This window comes from Streptomyces sp. NPDC102490, from assembly GCF_044765285.1.
Lineage (GTDB): Bacteria > Actinomycetota > Actinomycetes > Streptomycetales > Streptomycetaceae > Streptomyces.
Genome location: NZ_JBIWJU010000007.1, coordinates 488,646 through 506,160, shown reverse-complemented (window position 1 = coordinate 506,160; position 17,515 = coordinate 488,646). Strand labels below are relative to the sequence as shown.

Genomic DNA, 17,515 nt, shown 5'->3' with positions numbered 1-17,515 from the left:
AGCAAGGGCCAAGCATCCCTGTGGGACGTGGGACTGGCCGCGCTGGACTGCATACCCGGCATGAAGGGCCTCACCACCCTCGGCGGACTCGCCAAAGGACTCAAGGGTGGCATGGCGGCCGTGAAGGGGATCAAGGGCGGCCTCAAAGGCATGGGGCTGGCGTTGCGTGGCCTGGGCAAAAACGCCCGCAGCATGGTCGCCGACGGTGCAAAAGGGGCGTACAACCGCGTCAAGTCCGTCGTTCGTTCCAAGGGCAGCGACCCCGTCGACATGGCCACTGGGGCCATGTACCTGCCGCAGACGGACGTCATGTTGCCGGCACTGCTGCCCCTGTCGTTCACGCGCCGGGTCGCCTCCGACTACCGCTGTGGCTGGTGGTTCGGACCGACCTGGGCGTCCACCATCGACCAGCGTCTCGAAGTCGATGACGCGGGCATCGCCTTCGTCACGGAGGACGGTCTCGTCCTGATCTACCCCCATCCGGGGAGCCCGGACGTCTCGGTGATGCCCCAGGCCGGGCCCCGTCGGCCACTCAGCCGCCTGGAGGCCGGTGGCTACCGCATCGAAGACCCGCTCAGCGGCCACACGCGCTACTTCGCTCACCCCAACGCCGACGGTGTAGCTCTAATGGATCGCATAACCGATCGCAACCGACACTCGATCAGCTTCGACTACGACGAGTACGGCACTCCGCTCTCGATTCGCCACTCCGGCGGCTACCACCTCAAACTCACCACGGACGAAGGAAGAGTCACGGCTCTCAGCCTGGCCGGTGGGGCTGAAGGCGGTGCGGACATCGTCATCAAGCGCTATGGCTACACCGACGGGAATCTGACCGAGACCATCGGCTCATCCGGGCTCCCGCTGCGCTTTACCTATGATGAGCGTCTGCGTATAACGGCGTGGACCGACACCAACAACCGCAGTTACCACTACAGCTACGATCACAAGGATCGCTGTGTGCGAGAGGGAGGCCAAGCCGGGCACATTGCGATCAGTCTCGAATACGACGTCGCCGACCCCGCATGGCCGGACTGCCGGATTACCACACTGACCACTGCCGAGCATTCGATATCGCGTTTCGTGGTCAATGGCAACAGGCAGGTCATTGCCGAAATCGACCCCCTGGGTGGACTGGTCCAAACTGAATACGACGCCCACCACCACATTGTGGCCCGGACGGATGAACTCGGTCATCGCACGGAATTCGAGGTCAACACCCTGGGGCAGGTACTCACGGCGACTCGGTCCGACGGGTGTGAAACTTGGGTCGAGTACAATCACCTCGGATTGCCCGAGAGGCTCGTCGGGTACGACGGCGAGGTCCACGGTTGGACTTATGACGAGCGCGGGAACCAGCTTTCTGTCACGTATCCCGCAGGTGGTACAGCTCGCTATCGCTACGACGACACGGGCTGCTTGACGTCCGTCACCGATGCGGTGGGCGACACGACTGCGATCGAAACCGACCGGGCGGGCCTCCCCGTCGTCATCACCGCGCCCTCGGGTGGTGTCACCCGATACGAGCGCGACTCCTTCGGCCTACCGACCACGATCACCGGGCCCGACGGTGCGGAGACCCAGCTCGTGTGGTCGGTCGAGGGGAAGCTGCTGCGCAGAACCGACGCGAACGGAACCACCGAGTCTTGGTCTTACGACGGTGAAGGAAACTGCATCCGTCACGTGGATCCCACCGGGGGGACCACGAGTTTCGAGTTCACGCACTTCGACCTCTTGGCAGCCCGTACCGGACCGGACGGTTCTCGTTACGAGTTCGACCATGATTCCGGGTTGCGACTCACGAGGGTAACCGGCCCGCGAGGTCTGACCTGGACTTACCACTACGACGCGGCAGGCAACGTCATCTCCGAGACGGACTTCGACGGCCTGACCGTCGGATATAAGTATGATGCCGCGGGGCGTGTCACTGTCCGTGAGAACGCGCTCGGCCAGACAACGCTTTTCGAGAGAAACGCGCTCGGGCGAATCACGCGCAAACGTACTGCGGACCGGTGTACGACCTTCGCCTACGACCGGGCAAATCGCCTGGTGCATGCCGCCTCACCAGGCATGATCCTCACCCTCCGCCGTGACAGCGCCGGCCGGGTGCTCGAAGAGGCGCTCAACGGCCGCTCCCTCTCGCACCAGTACGATCTCATGGGCCGTCGAATCTCCCGTACAACACCCAGCGGCGCCCACACCTCCTGGAGTCACGGTGAGGACGGCCGGGTCTCTTCCATGGTCGTCGCAGGTCGAACAGTTGAATTCTCCCACGATCAGAACGGCCTCGAGCTGACCCGCCGCATCTCGGGTGACCTCGTCATGGAATCTGCCTACGACCCTGTGGGACGGCTGGCGAGTCGGCAGCTCATATCCGCACGAAGTGGGTCTGTCCAGTCGCGCTCGTTCGGATATCGAGCAGATGGTCATGTCGTGTGCATAGACGATCAGGCCGCGGGACATCGACGCTTCGATCTGGACGAAGTAGGCCGGGTAACGGCGGTGCGCGCAACGGGTTGGACCGAACGCTATGCATACGATGAGGTGGGCAACCAGAAACTGGCCGAGTGGCCCGCAGCTCATTCCGGTGAGGACGCGCTGGGCCCTCGTTCGTACGTTGGTACTCGTGTTGCTCGCGCCGGTCGGGTCCGGTACGAGTACGACTCTCTCGGGCGAGTAACCCTCCGCCAGAGAACGCGCCTGTCCCACAAACCCGACACCTGGCGCTATGAGTGGGACGCCGAGGACCGTCTTACGATGGTGACAACGCCGGACGGCGCGCGCTGGGGCTACGAGTACGACCCGTTGGGGCGCCGCACGGCGAAGCTCCGTCTGGCGGATGACGGTGGTGTGATCGAGCGCATTGATTTCGTTTGGGGTGGCTCGGTCCTTTGCGAACAGACGACTACGTCCGCCGATTCCCACACCGCGATCACCCTCACCTGGGACTATAAAGACCAACGTCTCGTGGCGCAGAGCGAGAGCATCACCGTGGCCAATGCGCCCCAGGAAGAGATTGACTCCCGCTTCTTCGCGGTCGTCACCGACCTGGTTGGCACCCCCACCGAGCTTCTCGACGAGGAAGGCCGGGTCTCCTGGCGCGCTCGAAGCAGCGTGTGGGGGGTGACAGCATGGGCGGTCGGCGCGACCGCCTACACTCCGCTCCGCTTCCCCGGTCAGTACTTTGATCCCGAGTCGGGCCTGCACTACAACTACTTCCGTCATTACGATCCGGAAACGGCCCGGTACGTCACCGGTGACCCGCTGGGGCTGGAGCCCGCACCAAATGTGCGAGGATACGTAGCAAATCCGCTTACATCCGCGGACCCGCTAGGGCTTTCTCCGTACCCTAACGAATCCTTGGCTGATCTGCCCATTCACTCTCGTTACGATAGATTCTATGTGCGAGCTGGCGAGCTGGTCGAAAACAGAATCGCAAGCCACCCGCTGACAGAGGCTCAGATGTACGGAGGTGAGGTAGCAGGACACGGTGGTGTGAGGAATCTTCCCAACGAAGATTTGACAAGGTTCGGTGGGCCGCAAGGGAATGATCCCATCAGCGGATTCAGGGATTGGGGCCCTGGTGACTCACCGCGCTTCCCGGGATCCCAGATTCATATAACCGGAGGACATCACCGCACCGCGGAAATTGTGAGAAGGATTGGCGCTGGAGAGATGGACCCTGAAATGCTGATCGAATTCGCGATTCGGACGTGATTCATGTGATTTCTGTATTGATGCCCAGCGCGGCAGGTTTGGTCGCCGATGTGATCGAGAGGACGGAAGGGGGTGGGGAAGAGTGGGTGTGCCTTCGGAGCCGTGAGCGAAATCGAGAGGTGACGTGGTTGGGGTGTTGGTCCACTGGGGAGGTGAGCGAGGGGTCTGCTGTGGCCGAGTTCCTTCGTCGCCTTGATGCGTTCCTGGTGGGCAGCGTACGTGAAACTTCAAGTGGACCCGTCTTGACTGACCACTTCTTCAGTCCGGGCTGGAACGCCTGGGGTCCGGGGACGCCGCGAGCGCTGGCCCATGTGGCGGTCGATTTCTCTCGATCGGAAGTGCCAGTTGTCTCGCTTCGAGAGTTCCAATGATTCGTGCGAAGTGATATGGAAGCGCCGCGATACGAGTACGTTGGTCCGCCCGAAATAATGGAGCGTGTGACGGGAGAGGAAGGGTTCAGGGTTGAAAGCCTGCACGACCTGAATAGTTTTCTTGCCCAGCGGCATGCATCCGAACTGAATGAACCATTCACTTATGTCGTGAATGCGTCTGGCTTCCTGCTCCTCGCTCCTAGAAGGTCGGAGCATGTCGAGTGTTCGGGTGGCTCCCCGGTTCTTGCTGCCGGAGAGATCGGATTTAGATCCAGCGGCGGCAGGCCCCCATGGGAAGCGTGCTACATCAGTAATCAATCTAATGGCTATTGCCCAGATGTGAGCTCGTGGAGTGCTGTGGCTCGAGCACTCGACAGTGCCGGGATTATTCACGGAGAGTGTTACACGCATCCGATTGATTTCAGAAAATGTCAATACTGCGACAACTGGAACGTGATCAGGGACGGAGTGCTCGTCTGTGCGCTGTGTGACCAAGACCTCGCGTAGCGGTGGGGGATGCGCGACCGTCCGCAGCCGGAGTCGCAGCAGCCCGTTAGATTGACCCCGTGCTCTCTCGTCTCACGCGTTCTCAGTTCCTCGCCGTCTGTGGTCTGCCCGTGGTGGCGCTGCTTGCGACCGCCGTGTTCGCGCCGTTGCCGTTTTCCGTGGCGCAGCCGGGGCTGACGGCCGATGTGCTGGGCGAGAACCGGGGGGCCGAGGTGATCAGGATCAGCGGTGCGCCGACGCACGAGACCAGCGGGCAGCTGCGGATGACGACGATCGAGGCGACCGGGCCGGACGCGAGCGTCCACCTCGGGGACGTGCTCGGCAGCTGGTTCGACACCGACCGGGCCGTGATGCCGCGGGACGCCGTGTACCCGAGCGGCGACGACGTGAGCGAGATCGAGCAGTACAACCAGGAGCAGATGAAGGAGTCGCAGGTCTCCGCCACCACGGCCGCGCTCCGCTACCTCCGGCTGGACAAGGACGACGTCGACGTCGAGCTGCGGCTGGAGGACGTCGGCGGGCCCAGCGCCGGGCTGCTCTTCTCGCTCGGCATCGTCGACAAGCTCGGCGCCGGTGACCTCACCGGCGGCAAGGTCGTCGCCGGGACGGGGACCATCACCGACGGCGGCGAGGTCGGTGCTGTGGGCGGGGTGCCGCTCAAGACGCAGGCCGCCCGGCGGGACGGGGCCACCGTGTTCCTCGTACCGAAGGCGGAGTGCTCGGACGCGCAGGCCGAGCTGCCGAAGGGGCTCCGGCTGATCCCGGTGACGACGCTCAAGGGCGCGGTCGACTCCCTCAAGGCGCTGGAGAGCGGGAAGGGCGGCGTCCCCGCCTGCTGAGCGGACCGGACCCTACCCCTCCGTCACGAAGCCCTTCTCCTTCATCCAGTCCAGCGCCACCTGGTGCGGGTCCTCGCCGTCCACGTCGACCTTCGCGTTCAGGGTCTGTGCCACGTCGTTGGTCAGCGCCCTCGTGACCGGGTCCAGGACGGACGCGATCGCCGGCCACTTCTTCAGGGTCGCGGTGCGGACCATGGGCGCCGCGTTGTAGTTGGGGAAGAACTTCTTGTCGTCCTCCATCACCACCAGGTTCATGGACTTGATCCGCCCGTCGGTGGTGTACACCTCGCCGTACGTGCAGGCGCCCTTCGCGGTCTGGGTGTAGATGATGCCGGTGTCCATCTGCGTGATGTTCGCGGCCGGCAGCGACATGCCGTACGCCTTCTCCAGGCCCGGCAGGCCGTCCGCGCGGTTGGCGAACTCGCCCTCCACGCACAGCGTCACCGCGCCCGGGTCCGACTTCGACAGGGCGGTGACCTCCGAGAGGGTCTTGGTCTTGTACTTCTTGTAGTTGGCCTGGTTCATCGCCAGCGCGTACGTGTTGTTCAGGCGGGCCGGCTCCAGCCAGGTCAGGCCCTTCTTGGCGTCGGCCTCCCGCACCGCCTCCCACTGCCGGCGCGGGTCGGGGATCGGCTTGCTGTTGCCCAGGTAGGTGATCCACGCGGTACCCGTGTACTCGTACGTGGCGTCGGCGTCGCCGTTCTCGACCGCCGCGCGGGTGCCGACCGAGCCCTGGATGCCGGTGCGGTCGAGTACCTCCGCGCCGGCCGCCTCGAAGGCGATGCCCATGATCGCGCCGAGCACCAGCTGCTCGGTGAACTCCTTCGAGGTGACCGTCAGATCGGCCCCCTCCAGCGGCTTTCCCTTGCCGATGGTGCCCGGCTCCACGTCGTCGACCATCGGGGAGCCGCTGGTCAGACCGCACCCGGCGGAGGCGGACAGGAGTACGGCGGCCAGCGCCCAGCAGGTACGCCGTCTCATGTGCCCACCTCCAGGCCCCGCGGACGCAGCAGCAGTTCCGCCAGCGAGGCCAGCCAGTCCACCAGCAGCGCCAGGGCGACGGTGAGGACCGAGCCCAGGACCAGCACCGGCATCCGCTGGCTGGTGATGCCGGTGGTGATCAGCACGCCCAGGCCACCGCCGCCGCCGAAGGTCGCCAGCGTCGCCGTACCGACGTTCAGGACCAGCGCCGTGCGCACCCCGGCCAGGATGAGCGGGACGGCCAGGGGGAGCTCCACCCGGGTGAGCACACCCAGCGGGGACATCCCGATGCCGCGGGCCGCCTCCAGGAGGGTCGGGTCGTTCGCCTTCAGACCGGCGATGGTGTTGGAGAGCACGGGCAGGACGGCGTAGATGATGATGCCGATGAGGGCGGCCCTGCGGCCGATGCCCAGCCAGATCACCAGCAGCGCCAGCAGACCGATCGCCGGGGTCGCCTGGCCCATGTTGGCGAACGCCATCGCGAACGGGGTGGCCTTCCGGAACGCCGTGCGGGTGAGCAGGATGCCCAGCGGGATCGCGATGATCAGCACGAAGAAGGTGGAGATCACCGTCAGCTGGACGTGCTGCCACAGCGCCTTGGTGACCTGGCCGTTGCCCAGCGCGTTCCGGCTGAGCGCGTCCAGGTCCGCCTGCCGGAACCACAGCCAGGTCGCCAGCAGTACGGCGATCAGGACGAGGGGCAGGAAGGTCAGCTTGCGCCAGCCGACCCGGCGTCCCGCCGCCACCGGGGACGGCGTGGGAGCCGCGCCCGCATCCTCGTCCCCGCCCTCGTCCCGGAAGGCGAGCCCCTTGACCTCGTGCTCGCCGACGGGGCGGCGGCCGGGGGAGGGACGCGAGGAGCCGCTCACGCGCGGCCTCCGACCTCGCCGAAGCCCTCCTGCTCGGTGTGCGTCTGCGCGGCCCGGGTCTCCTCCAGGTCGTGCTGGTGCTCCAGCGCGTCCAGCCGGTCGGCCTCCAGCAGCTCGTGCACGGAGTTCATCAGCGTCTCCATGTCGACGACGCCCTCGTACGCGCCGTGCCGCCCGGTGACCGCGACCCGCCCCGCGTTGTCGGTGAGCACCGCCTCCAGCGCGTCCCGCAGCGTCGCGTCCCGGGTCACCGTGTCGTGGACCAGGGTTCCGGCCCGCGCCAGCGAGCCCCTGGCCCGCATCAGGTCCCCGCGCCGCAGCCACTTGTAGGGGCGTCCGCGCCGGTCCAGGAGCAGGATCTCGTTGGTGCCCGACTCCCGCAGCCGGTCGAAGATGTGCTGGAGCGGGTCCTCCACGGTCACCGTCGGGTAGTCGGTGATGCCCACGTCCCGCACCCGGGTCAGGTTCAGGCGCTTGAGGGCCGCGCCCGCGCCGACGAAGCCGGAGACGAAGTCGTCCGCCGGGTTGGTGAGGATCGCCTCCGGGGTGTCGAACTGCGCGATGTGGGAGCGCTCGCGCAGCACGGCGATCCGGTCGCCCAGCTTGATCGCCTCGTCGAAGTCGTGGGTGACGAACACGATCGTCTTGTGCAGTTCGTGCTGGAGACGGATCAGCTCGTCCTGGAGGTGGTCCCGGGTGATCGGGTCCACCGCGCCGAACGGCTCGTCCATCAGCAGCACCGGCGGATCGGCCGCCAGCGCCCGCGCCACGCCCACCCGCTGCTGCTGGCCGCCGGAGAGCTGGCGCGGATAGCGGCCGTGGAACTCCCCGGCGTCCAGGCCGACCAGGTCCAGCATCTCCTCCACCCGGGAGCGGATGCGGGACTTGGACCAGCCGATCATCTTCGGCACCAGCGCGATGTTCTGGGCGACGGTCATGTGCGGGAAGAGACCGGAGGACTGGATCGCGTAGCCGACCTTGCGGCGCAGCTTCACCGGGTCGATGTCGGTGACGTCCTCGCCGTTGATGCGGATGCGGCCGCCGCTGGGCTCGATCAGCCGGTTGATCATCTTCAGGGTGGTGGACTTCCCGCAGCCCGAGGGGCCGACGAAGATGACCGTCTCCCCGGCCTTGATCTCCATCGACACGTTCTCGACGGCGGGCTGCGGATTGCCCGGGTAGAGCTTGGTGAGGGACTCCAGCTCGATGGTCGCGCCGGTGGTGCCCTCGTGGCCGTTCCCGGCCCTGGACTCCGCTGTCTCAGACACGGATCCCCCTCGGAATGGTCAGCCGTCCCAGCAGCACGTACGCCGCGTCGAACAGCAGGGCCAGGACGATGATCCCGAGCGTGCCCGCGAGGACCTGGTTGAGCGCGTTCTTGCTGCCCAGCGAGGCGATCCCGCGGAAGATCTCGTTGCCGAGGCCCGGCCCGGAGGCGTAGGCGGCGATCGCCGCGATGCCCATCAGCATCTGCGTGGAGACCCGGATGCCGGTCAGGATCGGCGGCCAGGCCAGCGGCAGCTCCACCCGCAGCAGCCGCGCCGGACGCGACATCCCGATGCCCGTGGCGGCGTCCACCAGCGCCGGGTCGACCCCGCGCAGGCCCACGATCGAGTTCCGCACGATCGGCAGCAGCCCGTACAGGGTCAGCGCGGTCACCGTCGGCGGCACGCCGAGGCCCACGATCGGGATGAGCAGACCGATCATGGCCAGCGACGGGATGGTGAGGATGGCCGACGTGGACAGGGTTGCGACGTTCCCCGCCCAGTCGCTGCGGTAGGTGAGGACGCCGATCAGCACCCCGAGCAGGGTCGCCACCACCATGCACTGGAAGACCGCGCTGGCGTGCTGGTAGGCGTCGGCGAGCAACTGCTGGTGGCGGCTGCCCAGGAAGTCCCAGAAGTTCACGTCCGCTCACCTCCGGGATCGGGTCCAGCTCAGTCCTGTCCGTCGCTGTCCCCGGCCGCCTGCTCCACCAGCGGGATGATCCGCAGCGGAACGGGGTTCTCCATCACGATCGCCGTGGCGGCCCGGACGATGCCATCAAAACCGACAACCCGGTCGATCACCCGCTGGAGGTCGGCGTTCGAGCGGGCCACGAGGCGGCACAGCATGTCCCCGGTGCCGGTCGTGGTGTGCAGCTCCAGGACCTCCGGCACATGCGCCAAGTGCGCCCGTACGTCGGCTCCTTGGCCCTGCCGGATCTCCAGCGTGGCGAACGCGGTGACCGGGTAGCCGAGGGCCGCCGGGTCCACCTCGGGACCGAATCCGCGGATGACTCCGTTCGACTGAAGCCGGTCGAGCCGCGCCTGCGCGGTGCCGCGCGCCACCCCGAGCCGCCGGGACATCTCCAGCACCCCGATCCGCGGTTCCCGCGCCAGCAGCGAGATGATCCGGCCGTCCAGCCGGTCGATCCCCGTACCCGCCATACCCCTCACCCTCCCGGCTGGTCATCCTGTACAGATCGCCTGCCCCGACCGGCGTATCACTGGTCAGGTTGCCCACTGAAAACGCAAACTATTGCGCACCTTGCGGACAGGGGAGAACCTGCGGCTATGACGCAGACCACACACCACACTCCCGACACCGCCCGGCAGGCCGACCCCTTCCCGGTCAAGGGAATGGACGCGGTCGTCTTCGCCGTGGGCAACGCCAAGCAGGCCGCGCACTACTACTCCACCGCCTTCGGCATGAAGCTGGTCGCCTACTCCGGACCGGAGAACGGCAGCCGGGAGACCGCGAGCTACGTCCTGGAGAGCGGCTCCGCCCGCTTCGTGTTCACCTCGGTGATCAAGCCCGCGACCGACTGGGGCCGCTTCCTCGCCCAGCACGTGGCCGAGCACGGCGACGGCGTCGTCGACCTCGCCATCGAGGTCCCGGACGCCCGGGCCGCCCACGCCTACGCCGTCGAGCACGGCGCCCGCTCGCTCGCCGAGCCGCACGAGGTCAAGGACGAGCACGGCACCGTCGTCCTCGCCGCCATCGCCACCTACGGCGAGACCCGGCACACCCTCGTCGAGCGCACCGGCTACGACGGGCCGTACCTGCCCGGCTACGTCCCCGCCAAGCCGATGGTCGCCCCGCCCGAGCGGCGCGTCTTCCAGGCCGTGGACCACTGCGTCGGCAACGTCGAACTCGGCCGCATGAACGAGTGGGTCGGCTTCTACAACAAGGTCATGGGCTTCACGAACATGAAGGAGTTCGTGGGCGACGACATCGCCACCGAGTACAGCGCGCTGATGTCGAAGGTCGTGGCCGACGGCACCCTCAAGGTCAAGTTCCCGATCAACGAGCCCGCGGTCGCCAAGAAGAAGTCCCAGATCGACGAGTACCTGGAGTTCTACGGCGGCGCCGGCGTCCAGCACATCGCGCTGAACACCAACGACATCGTGGCCACCGTCCGCGCGATGAAGGCGGCCGGCGTCGAGTTCCTGGACACCCCGGACTCGTACTACGACACGCTCGGCGAGTGGGCCGGCGAGACCCGGGTGCCCGTCGACATCCTGCGCGAGCTGAAGATCCTCGTCGACCGCGACGAGGACGGCTACCTGCTCCAGATCTTCACCAAGCCGGTCCAGGACCGGCCGACCGTCTTCTTCGAGATGATCGAACGCCACGGCTCCATGGGCTTCGGCAAGGGCAACTTCAAGGCCCTGTTCGAGGCGATCGAGCGCGAGCAGGAGAAGCGCGGCAACCTCTGACACCGGCTCCACAACAGCAGATGTCAGTCGGGCGGGCCCTCCACCGGGGGCTCGCCCAGCTCCGCCAGCGCCCGCTTGGCCTCCGGCACCAGCAGCGGCGAGAAGTACGGGTTGATGGTCAGCGCCTCCCGCAGATGCCGCCGCGCGGGCCCGGACCGCCCCAGCCCGTGCTCGATCGCGCCCCGGTGGAACACGTACAGCGCGCTGCGCACCCCGCCGCCCTTGTCGCCGTCGGTCGCGATCGTCGCGAACTCCAGCGCCTCCTCGTCCGCACCGGTGCGGTGCAGCGCCCAGCCCAGCGCGTCGGCGACCGCGGTCCCCGGCTGCCGTCCCCACTCGGTCCGCAGCCGCTCCACCGCCGCCGCCGGATCGCCGTGGTCGGCGTCGAGCCGCCCCAGCACCAGCTGCTCGTCGGCCCCGGCCGCCTCCGCGTCCCGGGCCCGCTCCCGCAGCAGGTCGTACTCCACCCGCGCCGCCTGCCCGAGGCCCAGCGACTCGTACAGCTCGCCCAGCTCCAGCGCGTACTCGGTGCTCGGCCGCTTGGCCAGCGCCGCCTGGTACGCGGACAGCGCCTCCGTCGTCCGGCCCAGCGCCGCCAGCACCCGGCCCTGCCCGGCCTGCGCGGCCCGCTGGTCGGGGTCGGTGCGCAGCGCCTCCTGGAAGAACCGCAGCGCCTCTTCCCGGTCCCCGCGCTCGAACGCCAGCCGCCCGGCCTGCTCCAGGTACGCCGCCCGCTCCGCCGGTGCCTCGGCGGCCGCCGCCGCGTCCGAGATCCGGGCCGCCGCGTCCTCCCGCCAGCCCCGGTCCCGGTAGACGGCCGCGGCCAGCGCACCCACGGCCGGAGCGCCCGGGCGCAGCTCCATCACCTTGTCCAGGGCCCGGCCCACGCCCTTGTCGTCGCCGAGCCCGCTGTACGCGCCGATCAGCACCGCGTGGGCCGTCCACCGCTTCGGCGCCGCCTGCACCGCGCTCTCGCCCCACTTCTTCGCCGCCGGGAAGTCCCGGCGCGCCACCGCCAGCGCGGCGAGCCCCTCCAGGGCCTGCGGGTTGCGCTCGGGGCCCGTCCTCAGCGAGGTGCGCAGCGCCTTCTCGGCCTTCGGCCAGTTCGCGCCGTCCGCTGTACGGCGGCCCTGCTCGACGTAGGCCGCGCCGAGCACCGCCCACGACGCGCCGTCCAGCGGATGCGCCCGCAGGTGGGTCTCCCGGTCGCCGATCAGCGCCGCCAGGTCCCCGAGCGCGGCCGGCGCACCCGTGGTGACCGCACCGCGCGCCAGCGCCGCCGGCCCCGGCGCGGGCGGGGGAGCGTCGCCGCCCTGCCCGGGGAGCAGCACGAGGACCCCGCCGAGCACGGCGGCCCCGGCGACGGAGGCGATCAGCACCCGGCGCCCGCGGCGCGACCGCCGGCCGGGTCCGGTCTCCCTCTGCATGGCGTCCATGGCGCTCACTGTGCGCCCATACGACGATCACACCGGGCAGGGTGGGGGATGCCGGCCACGGGGTTCACACCGATGGCCCCGGGTGCGACGCTGTGATCATGAGCCGTATCGAAGCGCCCCGCGACGAAGACGGCGCGGCCGCGACGGTCCACCGCGCCCCCGGCGACCGGAGCACCCTCGTCGACCGCCTGCTCGCCGGTCTTCCCGCCGCAGCCGTCCTCACCGACCCCGACGTCACGGCCTCCTACGCCCACGACATGGCGAGCTTCTGCCCGGCCGGCGCCCCCGCCGCGGTCGTCCTGCCGCGCACCGTCGAGGAGGTCCAGCACGTCATGCGCACCGCGAGCGAGCTGCGCGTCCCGGTGGTCCCGCAGGGCGCCCGCACCGGCCTGTCCGGCGCGGCCAACGCCACCGACGGCTGCGTGGTCCTGTCCCTGACGAAGATGGACCGCATCCTGGAGATCAACCCGGTCGACCGCGTCGCCGTCGTCGAACCGGGCGTCGTCAACGCCACGCTCTCCCGCGCGGTGCACGAACACGGCCTCTTCTACCCGCCGGACCCCTCCAGCTGGGAGATGTGCACCATCGGCGGCAACATCGGCACCGCCTCCGGCGGCCTGTGCTGCGTCAAGTACGGGGTGACCGCCGAGTACGTCCTCGGCCTCGACGTCGTCCTCGCCGACGGCCGCCTGATGTCCACCGGCCGCCGCACCGCCAAGGGCGTCGCCGGGTACGACCTGACCCGGCTCTTCGTCGGCTCCGAGGGGTCCCTCGGCATCGTCGTGAAGGCGGTCCTCGGGCTGCGCCCCCGGCCGCCCGAGCAGCTGGTGCTGGCCGCCGAGTTCGCCTCCGCGTCCGCCGCCTGCGACGCGATCTGCCGGATCATGGAGGGCGGGCACGTCCCCTCCCTCCTCGAACTGATGGACCGTACGACCGTCAAGGCGGTCAACGACCTCGCCCACATGGGTCTGCCGGAGACCACCGAGGCGCTGCTGCTCGCCGCCTTCGACACCACCGACCCGGCCGCCGACCTCGCCGCCGTCGGCGCGCTGTGCGAGGCCGCGGGCGCCACGCAGGTGGTCCCGGCCGAGGACGCGGCCGAGTCCGAACTCCTCCTCCAGGCCAGGCGCCTGGCCCTCACCGCGCTCGATGCCGTCAAGGGCACCACGATGATCGACGACGTGTGCGTGCCCCGCTCCCGGCTCGGCGACATGCTGGAGGGCACCGAGCGGATCGCCGCCAGGTACGGCCTCACCATCGGCGTCTGCGCCCACGCGGGCGACGGCAACACCCACCCCACCGTCTGCTTCGACGCCCAGGACCCCGACGAGTCCCGGCGGGCCCGGGAGTCCTTCGACGAGATCATGGCGCTCGGCCTGGAACTGGGCGGCACCATCACCGGCGAGCACGGCGTGGGCGTCCTGAAGAAGGAGTGGCTGGCGCGGGAGATCGGCCCGGTGGGCCTGGAGATGCAGCGGGCCGTGAAACAGGTCTTCGACCCGCTGGGCATCCTCAACCCGGGCAAGCTCTTCTGAGCGCCGCCGCTCCTCACCGGGCGAGCAGCTCGGCCAGCCCGTCGTCGATCCCGAGCCAGGCGCCCTCGGTCCCCGGCGGCACCGTCCGCAGGGTCCGCTCCAGCCAGGCCGACACCTGGGGCGTGGGCGCCTCCAGGAGGGCGTCGCCGTCCGGGCTGGTCAGCGCGATCAGCACGACGCTGCGACCCTCCGCCTTCGACGGCCACACCCGCACGTCCCCGTGTCCGGAGGGCCGGAAGACGCCCTCCACCAGGAGATCGCGGGCGAACGTCCAGTGCACCGGCCGGCCGGAGTCGATGTGGAAGGTGATGTGGACGGCGTAGGGATCGTCGGTGTGGTAGCCGAGCCTGGCCGGCACCGGGATGCCGCTCTCGGGCGACAGGACGAGCCTCAGCTCCAGCTCGCGTTCCACGACGGTGGGGCCGGTGGGGTTGGGGTGCATGGCGGGTTCCTCTCCCGGGTCTCGTGCGGTCCTTGCCCGGGGAGAGCGGCCGGGGGCCGGAGCATTACGCGGGTTCGGGGAACTGTTTTCCCCGCCCCGGACCAGGACGCGGCCCGGATGTGAAGGTCCCGGCACGAGGTTGCCCGGAAAGGGGTGGGTACGGCGGGACCGGCGGTGCGGATTGCGCCCGTCTGATAGATGTTGAGGCCCCCTTACCAACCCCCGAGCAGATACGGGACGACGGACATGAGCGCCCCCACCCCGGCCCCCGGCGACGACCGGCCCCGCGAAGGGTATTACCCGGACCCGTCCATCCCCGGATATGTCCGGTACTGGAACGGCGCCTCCTGGGTGGCGGGCACGAGCCGCCCCGCCCCCAAGGACGGCGAACCGCTCGCGCCTCCGCCCGGCGCGCGGCCCTCCGTCGAGGAGACCGGGCCGCACTTCTTCGACGAGGACCCGGTCGAGGACCCGCCCGCCGCCGCGTCCCAGCACGGCAGCCGTCCGGAGTCCGCCACCGCCTGGGCCGCCGACCGCTCCGGCCCGTCCGGCGGCCCCGCCGACGCCCCGGAACAGCCCGTCGCCTGGCCGGGCATGGCGCCGGCCGCGGACCCGAGGGTTCCGCACGCCCGGCAGGAGGCACCGCCCGCCGACGCCGGTCAGCAGGCCGCTGCCGCCGCCTCTCCTTCACCGGAGGCGGAAGCGGGGGCGGAGGACGAACAGGCCGGCGACACCTTCGTCTTCCGCCGCCCGGCGGCGGGTCGGCGGAACGCCCCCGCCGCCGCGGAGGACGAGGGCACCATGACCTTCCGCGCGGTCACCCCGCGCCCGGGCCCGCAGCAGGGCGGCCCCGCTCCCGCTCCCGGCTCCGGGCCCGGGTTCGGAGCCGGGAAGGCGGCCGCCGACCGGGCCGCCGCCGTGCAGGCTCCTGCGACGCCCGCCGCCCCCGCGGTGCCGCACCAAGCGCCGCCGCAGCAGCAGCCCGCCGCCGCGCCGGTCGCGGCGGGCGGTCCCGGCGGCGGCCAGACCTCCTGGGCGCAGCAGGTGCACCGGCTGGCCGGGGCGGGCGGCGACGAGCAGCCCGTCGCACCGTGGAAGCCGCCGGTCGAGGACGTGTTCCAGGCCGCCGCCCGGCGCCAGGCGGCGGCCCGGCCCGCCGGGCTCGGCAAGCGGCTGGCCGCCCGGCTGATCGACACGGTCGTCCTCGCGGGCGTCACCGCCGTGGCCGCCGTGCCGCTCGGCGCCAAGGCGATCGACCACGTCAACGACAAGATCGACGAGGCCAAGCTGTCCGGCGAGACCGTCACGGTCTGGCTGCTGGACGGCACGACGTCCACGTACCTGGGCATCGTGCTCGCCGTCCTGCTGCTCTTCGGCGTCGTCTACGAGGCGCTGCCCACCGCCAAGTGGGGCCGCACCCTGGGCAAGAGGCTGCTCGGTCTGGAGGTGCGGGACATCGAGGCCCACGAACCGCCGTCCTTCGGCGCGGCCCTGCGTCGCTGGCTGGTCTACAGCGTCCCCGGCCTCCTGGCCGTCGGCGTGGTCGGCGTCGCGTGGTGCCTCTTCGACCGCCCGTGGCACCAGTGCTGGCACGACAAGGCCGCCAACACGTTCGTCGCGGGCTAGGGGGTGTCGTTTGGATCTTGCCGGGGTCGCGGGGTCTGGCACGCACATCTGCGGCGTTGTCGTCGGTTGCCAGGGCTCCGCCCTGTCGCCCTCCTCCGCCTTGCAGCTGCACGCACCAGACCCCGCTCGGGTCGGGAACAAGGCACCGTCGCCCGGAGCCGGCCTGATCCAAACGACACCCCCTAGCTGAGCGGGGGGGGTCGGGGGAGCGCGGGTCTCGTCCTCGGGTGCGGGTGCGTTGTGGTTGCTCGCGCAGTTCCCCGCGCCCCTTTCAGGGGCGTCCAGTGCACGTCCCTCAAGGGGCGCGGCCAGCCCCCACGCACCCGCACTACTCCGGACGGCCGCTCGCCGGATGCGCCGTTGTAGACCCCGAGGTCCACTCGGGACATGAGCAGCGAACCGCCCCCCGGCTCCGGCGGGCAGCAGCCGCCGGAAGACGACCCGCTGAGGAAGAACCCCTACGACAACCCGCCCCCGCCCCCCGGCGGCGGAGGTCCCTACGGTGGGCCCCCTCCCGGCGGCGGCCCCTACGGCGGCGGCCCGTACGGCGGTGGGGGCCACCCCGGCGATCCGCTGGCCGGGATGCCCCCGCTCGCCGACAGCGGCCGGCGCACGCTCGCGCGGATCGTCGACATGATCCTCGTGGGCATCGTGGTCTGGCTGCTCAGCTGGGCCTTCAACGTCCAGGAGTACACGGTGGACGGCGACGACGTCTCCGTCGGCAAGTCCTTCGGGCAGTCCCTGATCGCCGCCGTGCTCTACATCGCGTACGACACCTACATGACCACGAGGACGGGCCAGACCCTCGGCAAGAAGTGGCTCGGGATGCGGGTGGCCAACCTGGACAACGGGGCGACGCCCTCCGTGCAGACGTCGCTGATCCGGGCCCTGGTGCTGTGGATCCCGTTCGCCTTCTGCTGCGCCTGCGTGTGGACGATCATCGCGGGCGGCTGGAGCTTCTTCGACCGGCCCTACAAGCAGGGCCTGCACGACAAGGCGGCCAAGACGGTCGTGGTCAGCGCCCGTTGACGGGCACGGACGCTCAGGCGGCCCGCCCGCGCGTGGCCTCGCCCGCGCCCGCGGAGACCCGGGCCCCCGTGGGCACCCGCACCGGCTCCCGGTCCGCGCTGAACCGGTGGGCCGGCGCGGTGGTCACCGCGCGCGTCCTGGGCTGGGGGACCGTCATGGCGACCAGCAGCCCGAGGGCGAGGGCCGCGACGGCGATGAGGGCGACTCCGGGACCCGAACTCGTCTGCGACAGCAGCAGCATGGCGAGCGTCGAGAAGATCACGGTGCACGAACCGTAGGCGAACTGGGCGGCAGTCGGACGGGGCATGGCCATCGTGTCCTCGGAAGACAATCATGGGGTGAGACGGGCTGTGGGCCTGGCATTCCGCCGGCTTCCGGGCGTTCCGCCAAGCGACTCTAACCCGCTGTGTGCCCGAGTGGAACCAGCGGTAAGCACGACCTAACCGGCACGGCCGATGCACG

Annotated in this window: 14 protein-coding genes; 6 read left to right on the top strand and 8 right to left on the bottom strand. The window is 69.7% G+C overall.

All coding sequences use genetic code 11. The annotated features are described in order from the left end of the window. Nucleotides 1-60: 60 nt before the first annotated feature. Entirely contained in the window at nt 61-3,717 is a 3,657-nt protein-coding gene (locus ACIRGB_RS19175) for a DUF6531 domain-containing protein (RefSeq protein ID WP_403866009.1), read from the top strand. Nucleotides 3,718-4,654: 937 nt separating this feature from the next. Then, nucleotides 4,655-5,434 (top strand): S16 family serine protease, encoded by a 780-nt coding sequence (locus tag ACIRGB_RS19170; protein ID WP_403866006.1) that lies wholly within the window; start codon nt 4,655-4,657, stop codon nt 5,432-5,434. A gap of 12 nt (nt 5,435-5,446) precedes the next feature. On the opposite strand, the gene ACIRGB_RS19165 is transcribed toward ACIRGB_RS19170, so the two are convergent. From ACIRGB_RS19165 to ACIRGB_RS19145, 5 genes are read right to left on the bottom strand one after another with little or no spacing between them, the layout of a single operon-like run. Next, on the bottom strand, nt 5,447-6,415 hold the full coding sequence (locus ACIRGB_RS19165) for a glycine betaine ABC transporter substrate-binding protein (protein WP_403866003.1): 969 nt from the start codon (nt 6,413-6,415) through the stop codon (nt 5,447-5,449). Continuing rightward, entirely contained in the window at nt 6,412-7,284 is an 873-nt protein-coding gene (locus ACIRGB_RS19160; RefSeq protein ID WP_403866000.1) for an ABC transporter permease, read from the bottom strand. The genes ACIRGB_RS19165 and ACIRGB_RS19160 overlap by 4 nt, the downstream gene beginning before the upstream one ends. Then, complete coding sequence (locus ACIRGB_RS19155; protein WP_403865997.1) at nt 7,281-8,552, bottom strand: betaine/proline/choline family ABC transporter ATP-binding protein; 1,272 nt, start codon at nt 8,550-8,552, stop codon at nt 7,281-7,283. The genes ACIRGB_RS19160 and ACIRGB_RS19155 overlap by 4 nt, the downstream gene beginning before the upstream one ends. Beyond that, on the bottom strand, nt 8,545-9,192 hold the full coding sequence (locus ACIRGB_RS19150) for an ABC transporter permease (RefSeq protein ID WP_360999653.1): 648 nt from the start codon (nt 9,190-9,192) through the stop codon (nt 8,545-8,547). The genes ACIRGB_RS19155 and ACIRGB_RS19150 overlap by 8 nt, the downstream gene beginning before the upstream one ends. 29 nt (nt 9,193-9,221) lie before the next feature. Continuing rightward, complete coding sequence (locus tag ACIRGB_RS19145; RefSeq protein WP_403865993.1) at nt 9,222-9,713, bottom strand: Lrp/AsnC family transcriptional regulator; 492 nt, start codon at nt 9,711-9,713, stop codon at nt 9,222-9,224. Nucleotides 9,714-9,839: 126 nt separating this feature from the next. Between ACIRGB_RS19145 and hppD the strand changes: the two genes are divergently transcribed. Then, nucleotides 9,840-10,985, top strand: a complete 1,146-nt coding sequence (gene hppD, locus ACIRGB_RS19140; RefSeq protein WP_403865990.1) for a 4-hydroxyphenylpyruvate dioxygenase — start codon at nt 9,840-9,842, stop codon at nt 10,983-10,985. Nucleotides 10,986-11,008: 23 nt separating this feature from the next. On the opposite strand, the gene ACIRGB_RS19135 is transcribed toward hppD, so the two are convergent. Further along, nucleotides 11,009-12,421: a tetratricopeptide repeat protein gene (locus ACIRGB_RS19135; RefSeq protein WP_403865987.1), complete on the bottom strand. Its 1,413-nt coding sequence runs from the start codon at nt 12,419-12,421 to the stop codon at nt 11,009-11,011. A 92-nt stretch (nt 12,422-12,513) separates the two neighbouring features. Between ACIRGB_RS19135 and ACIRGB_RS19130 the strand changes: the two genes are divergently transcribed. Further along, complete coding sequence (locus ACIRGB_RS19130) at nt 12,514-13,956, top strand: FAD-binding oxidoreductase (protein ID WP_403865984.1); 1,443 nt, start codon at nt 12,514-12,516, stop codon at nt 13,954-13,956. Between the two features lie 13 nt (nt 13,957-13,969). Here the strand turns inward: ACIRGB_RS19130 and ACIRGB_RS19125 are convergent, their stop codons facing one another. Further along, nucleotides 13,970-14,398, bottom strand: coding sequence for an SsgA family sporulation/cell division regulator (locus ACIRGB_RS19125; RefSeq protein WP_403865981.1), 429 nt, complete (start codon nt 14,396-14,398; stop codon nt 13,970-13,972). Nucleotides 14,399-14,644: 246 nt separating this feature from the next. Between ACIRGB_RS19125 and ACIRGB_RS19120 the strand changes: the two genes are divergently transcribed. Next, on the top strand, nt 14,645-16,024 hold the full coding sequence (locus ACIRGB_RS19120) for an RDD family protein (protein ID WP_403865979.1): 1,380 nt from the start codon (nt 14,645-14,647) through the stop codon (nt 16,022-16,024). Between the two features lie 387 nt (nt 16,025-16,411). Further along, nucleotides 16,412-17,053: an RDD family protein gene (locus ACIRGB_RS19115; protein ID WP_403865976.1), complete on the top strand. Its 642-nt coding sequence runs from the start codon at nt 16,412-16,414 to the stop codon at nt 17,051-17,053. A 13-nt stretch (nt 17,054-17,066) separates the two neighbouring features. On the opposite strand, the gene ACIRGB_RS19110 is transcribed toward ACIRGB_RS19115, so the two are convergent. After that, a complete protein-coding gene (locus ACIRGB_RS19110) occupies nt 17,067-17,360 on the bottom strand; it encodes a hypothetical protein (RefSeq protein ID WP_403865974.1) in 294 nt (97 codons plus the stop codon). Nucleotides 17,361-17,515 lie beyond the last annotated feature (155 nt).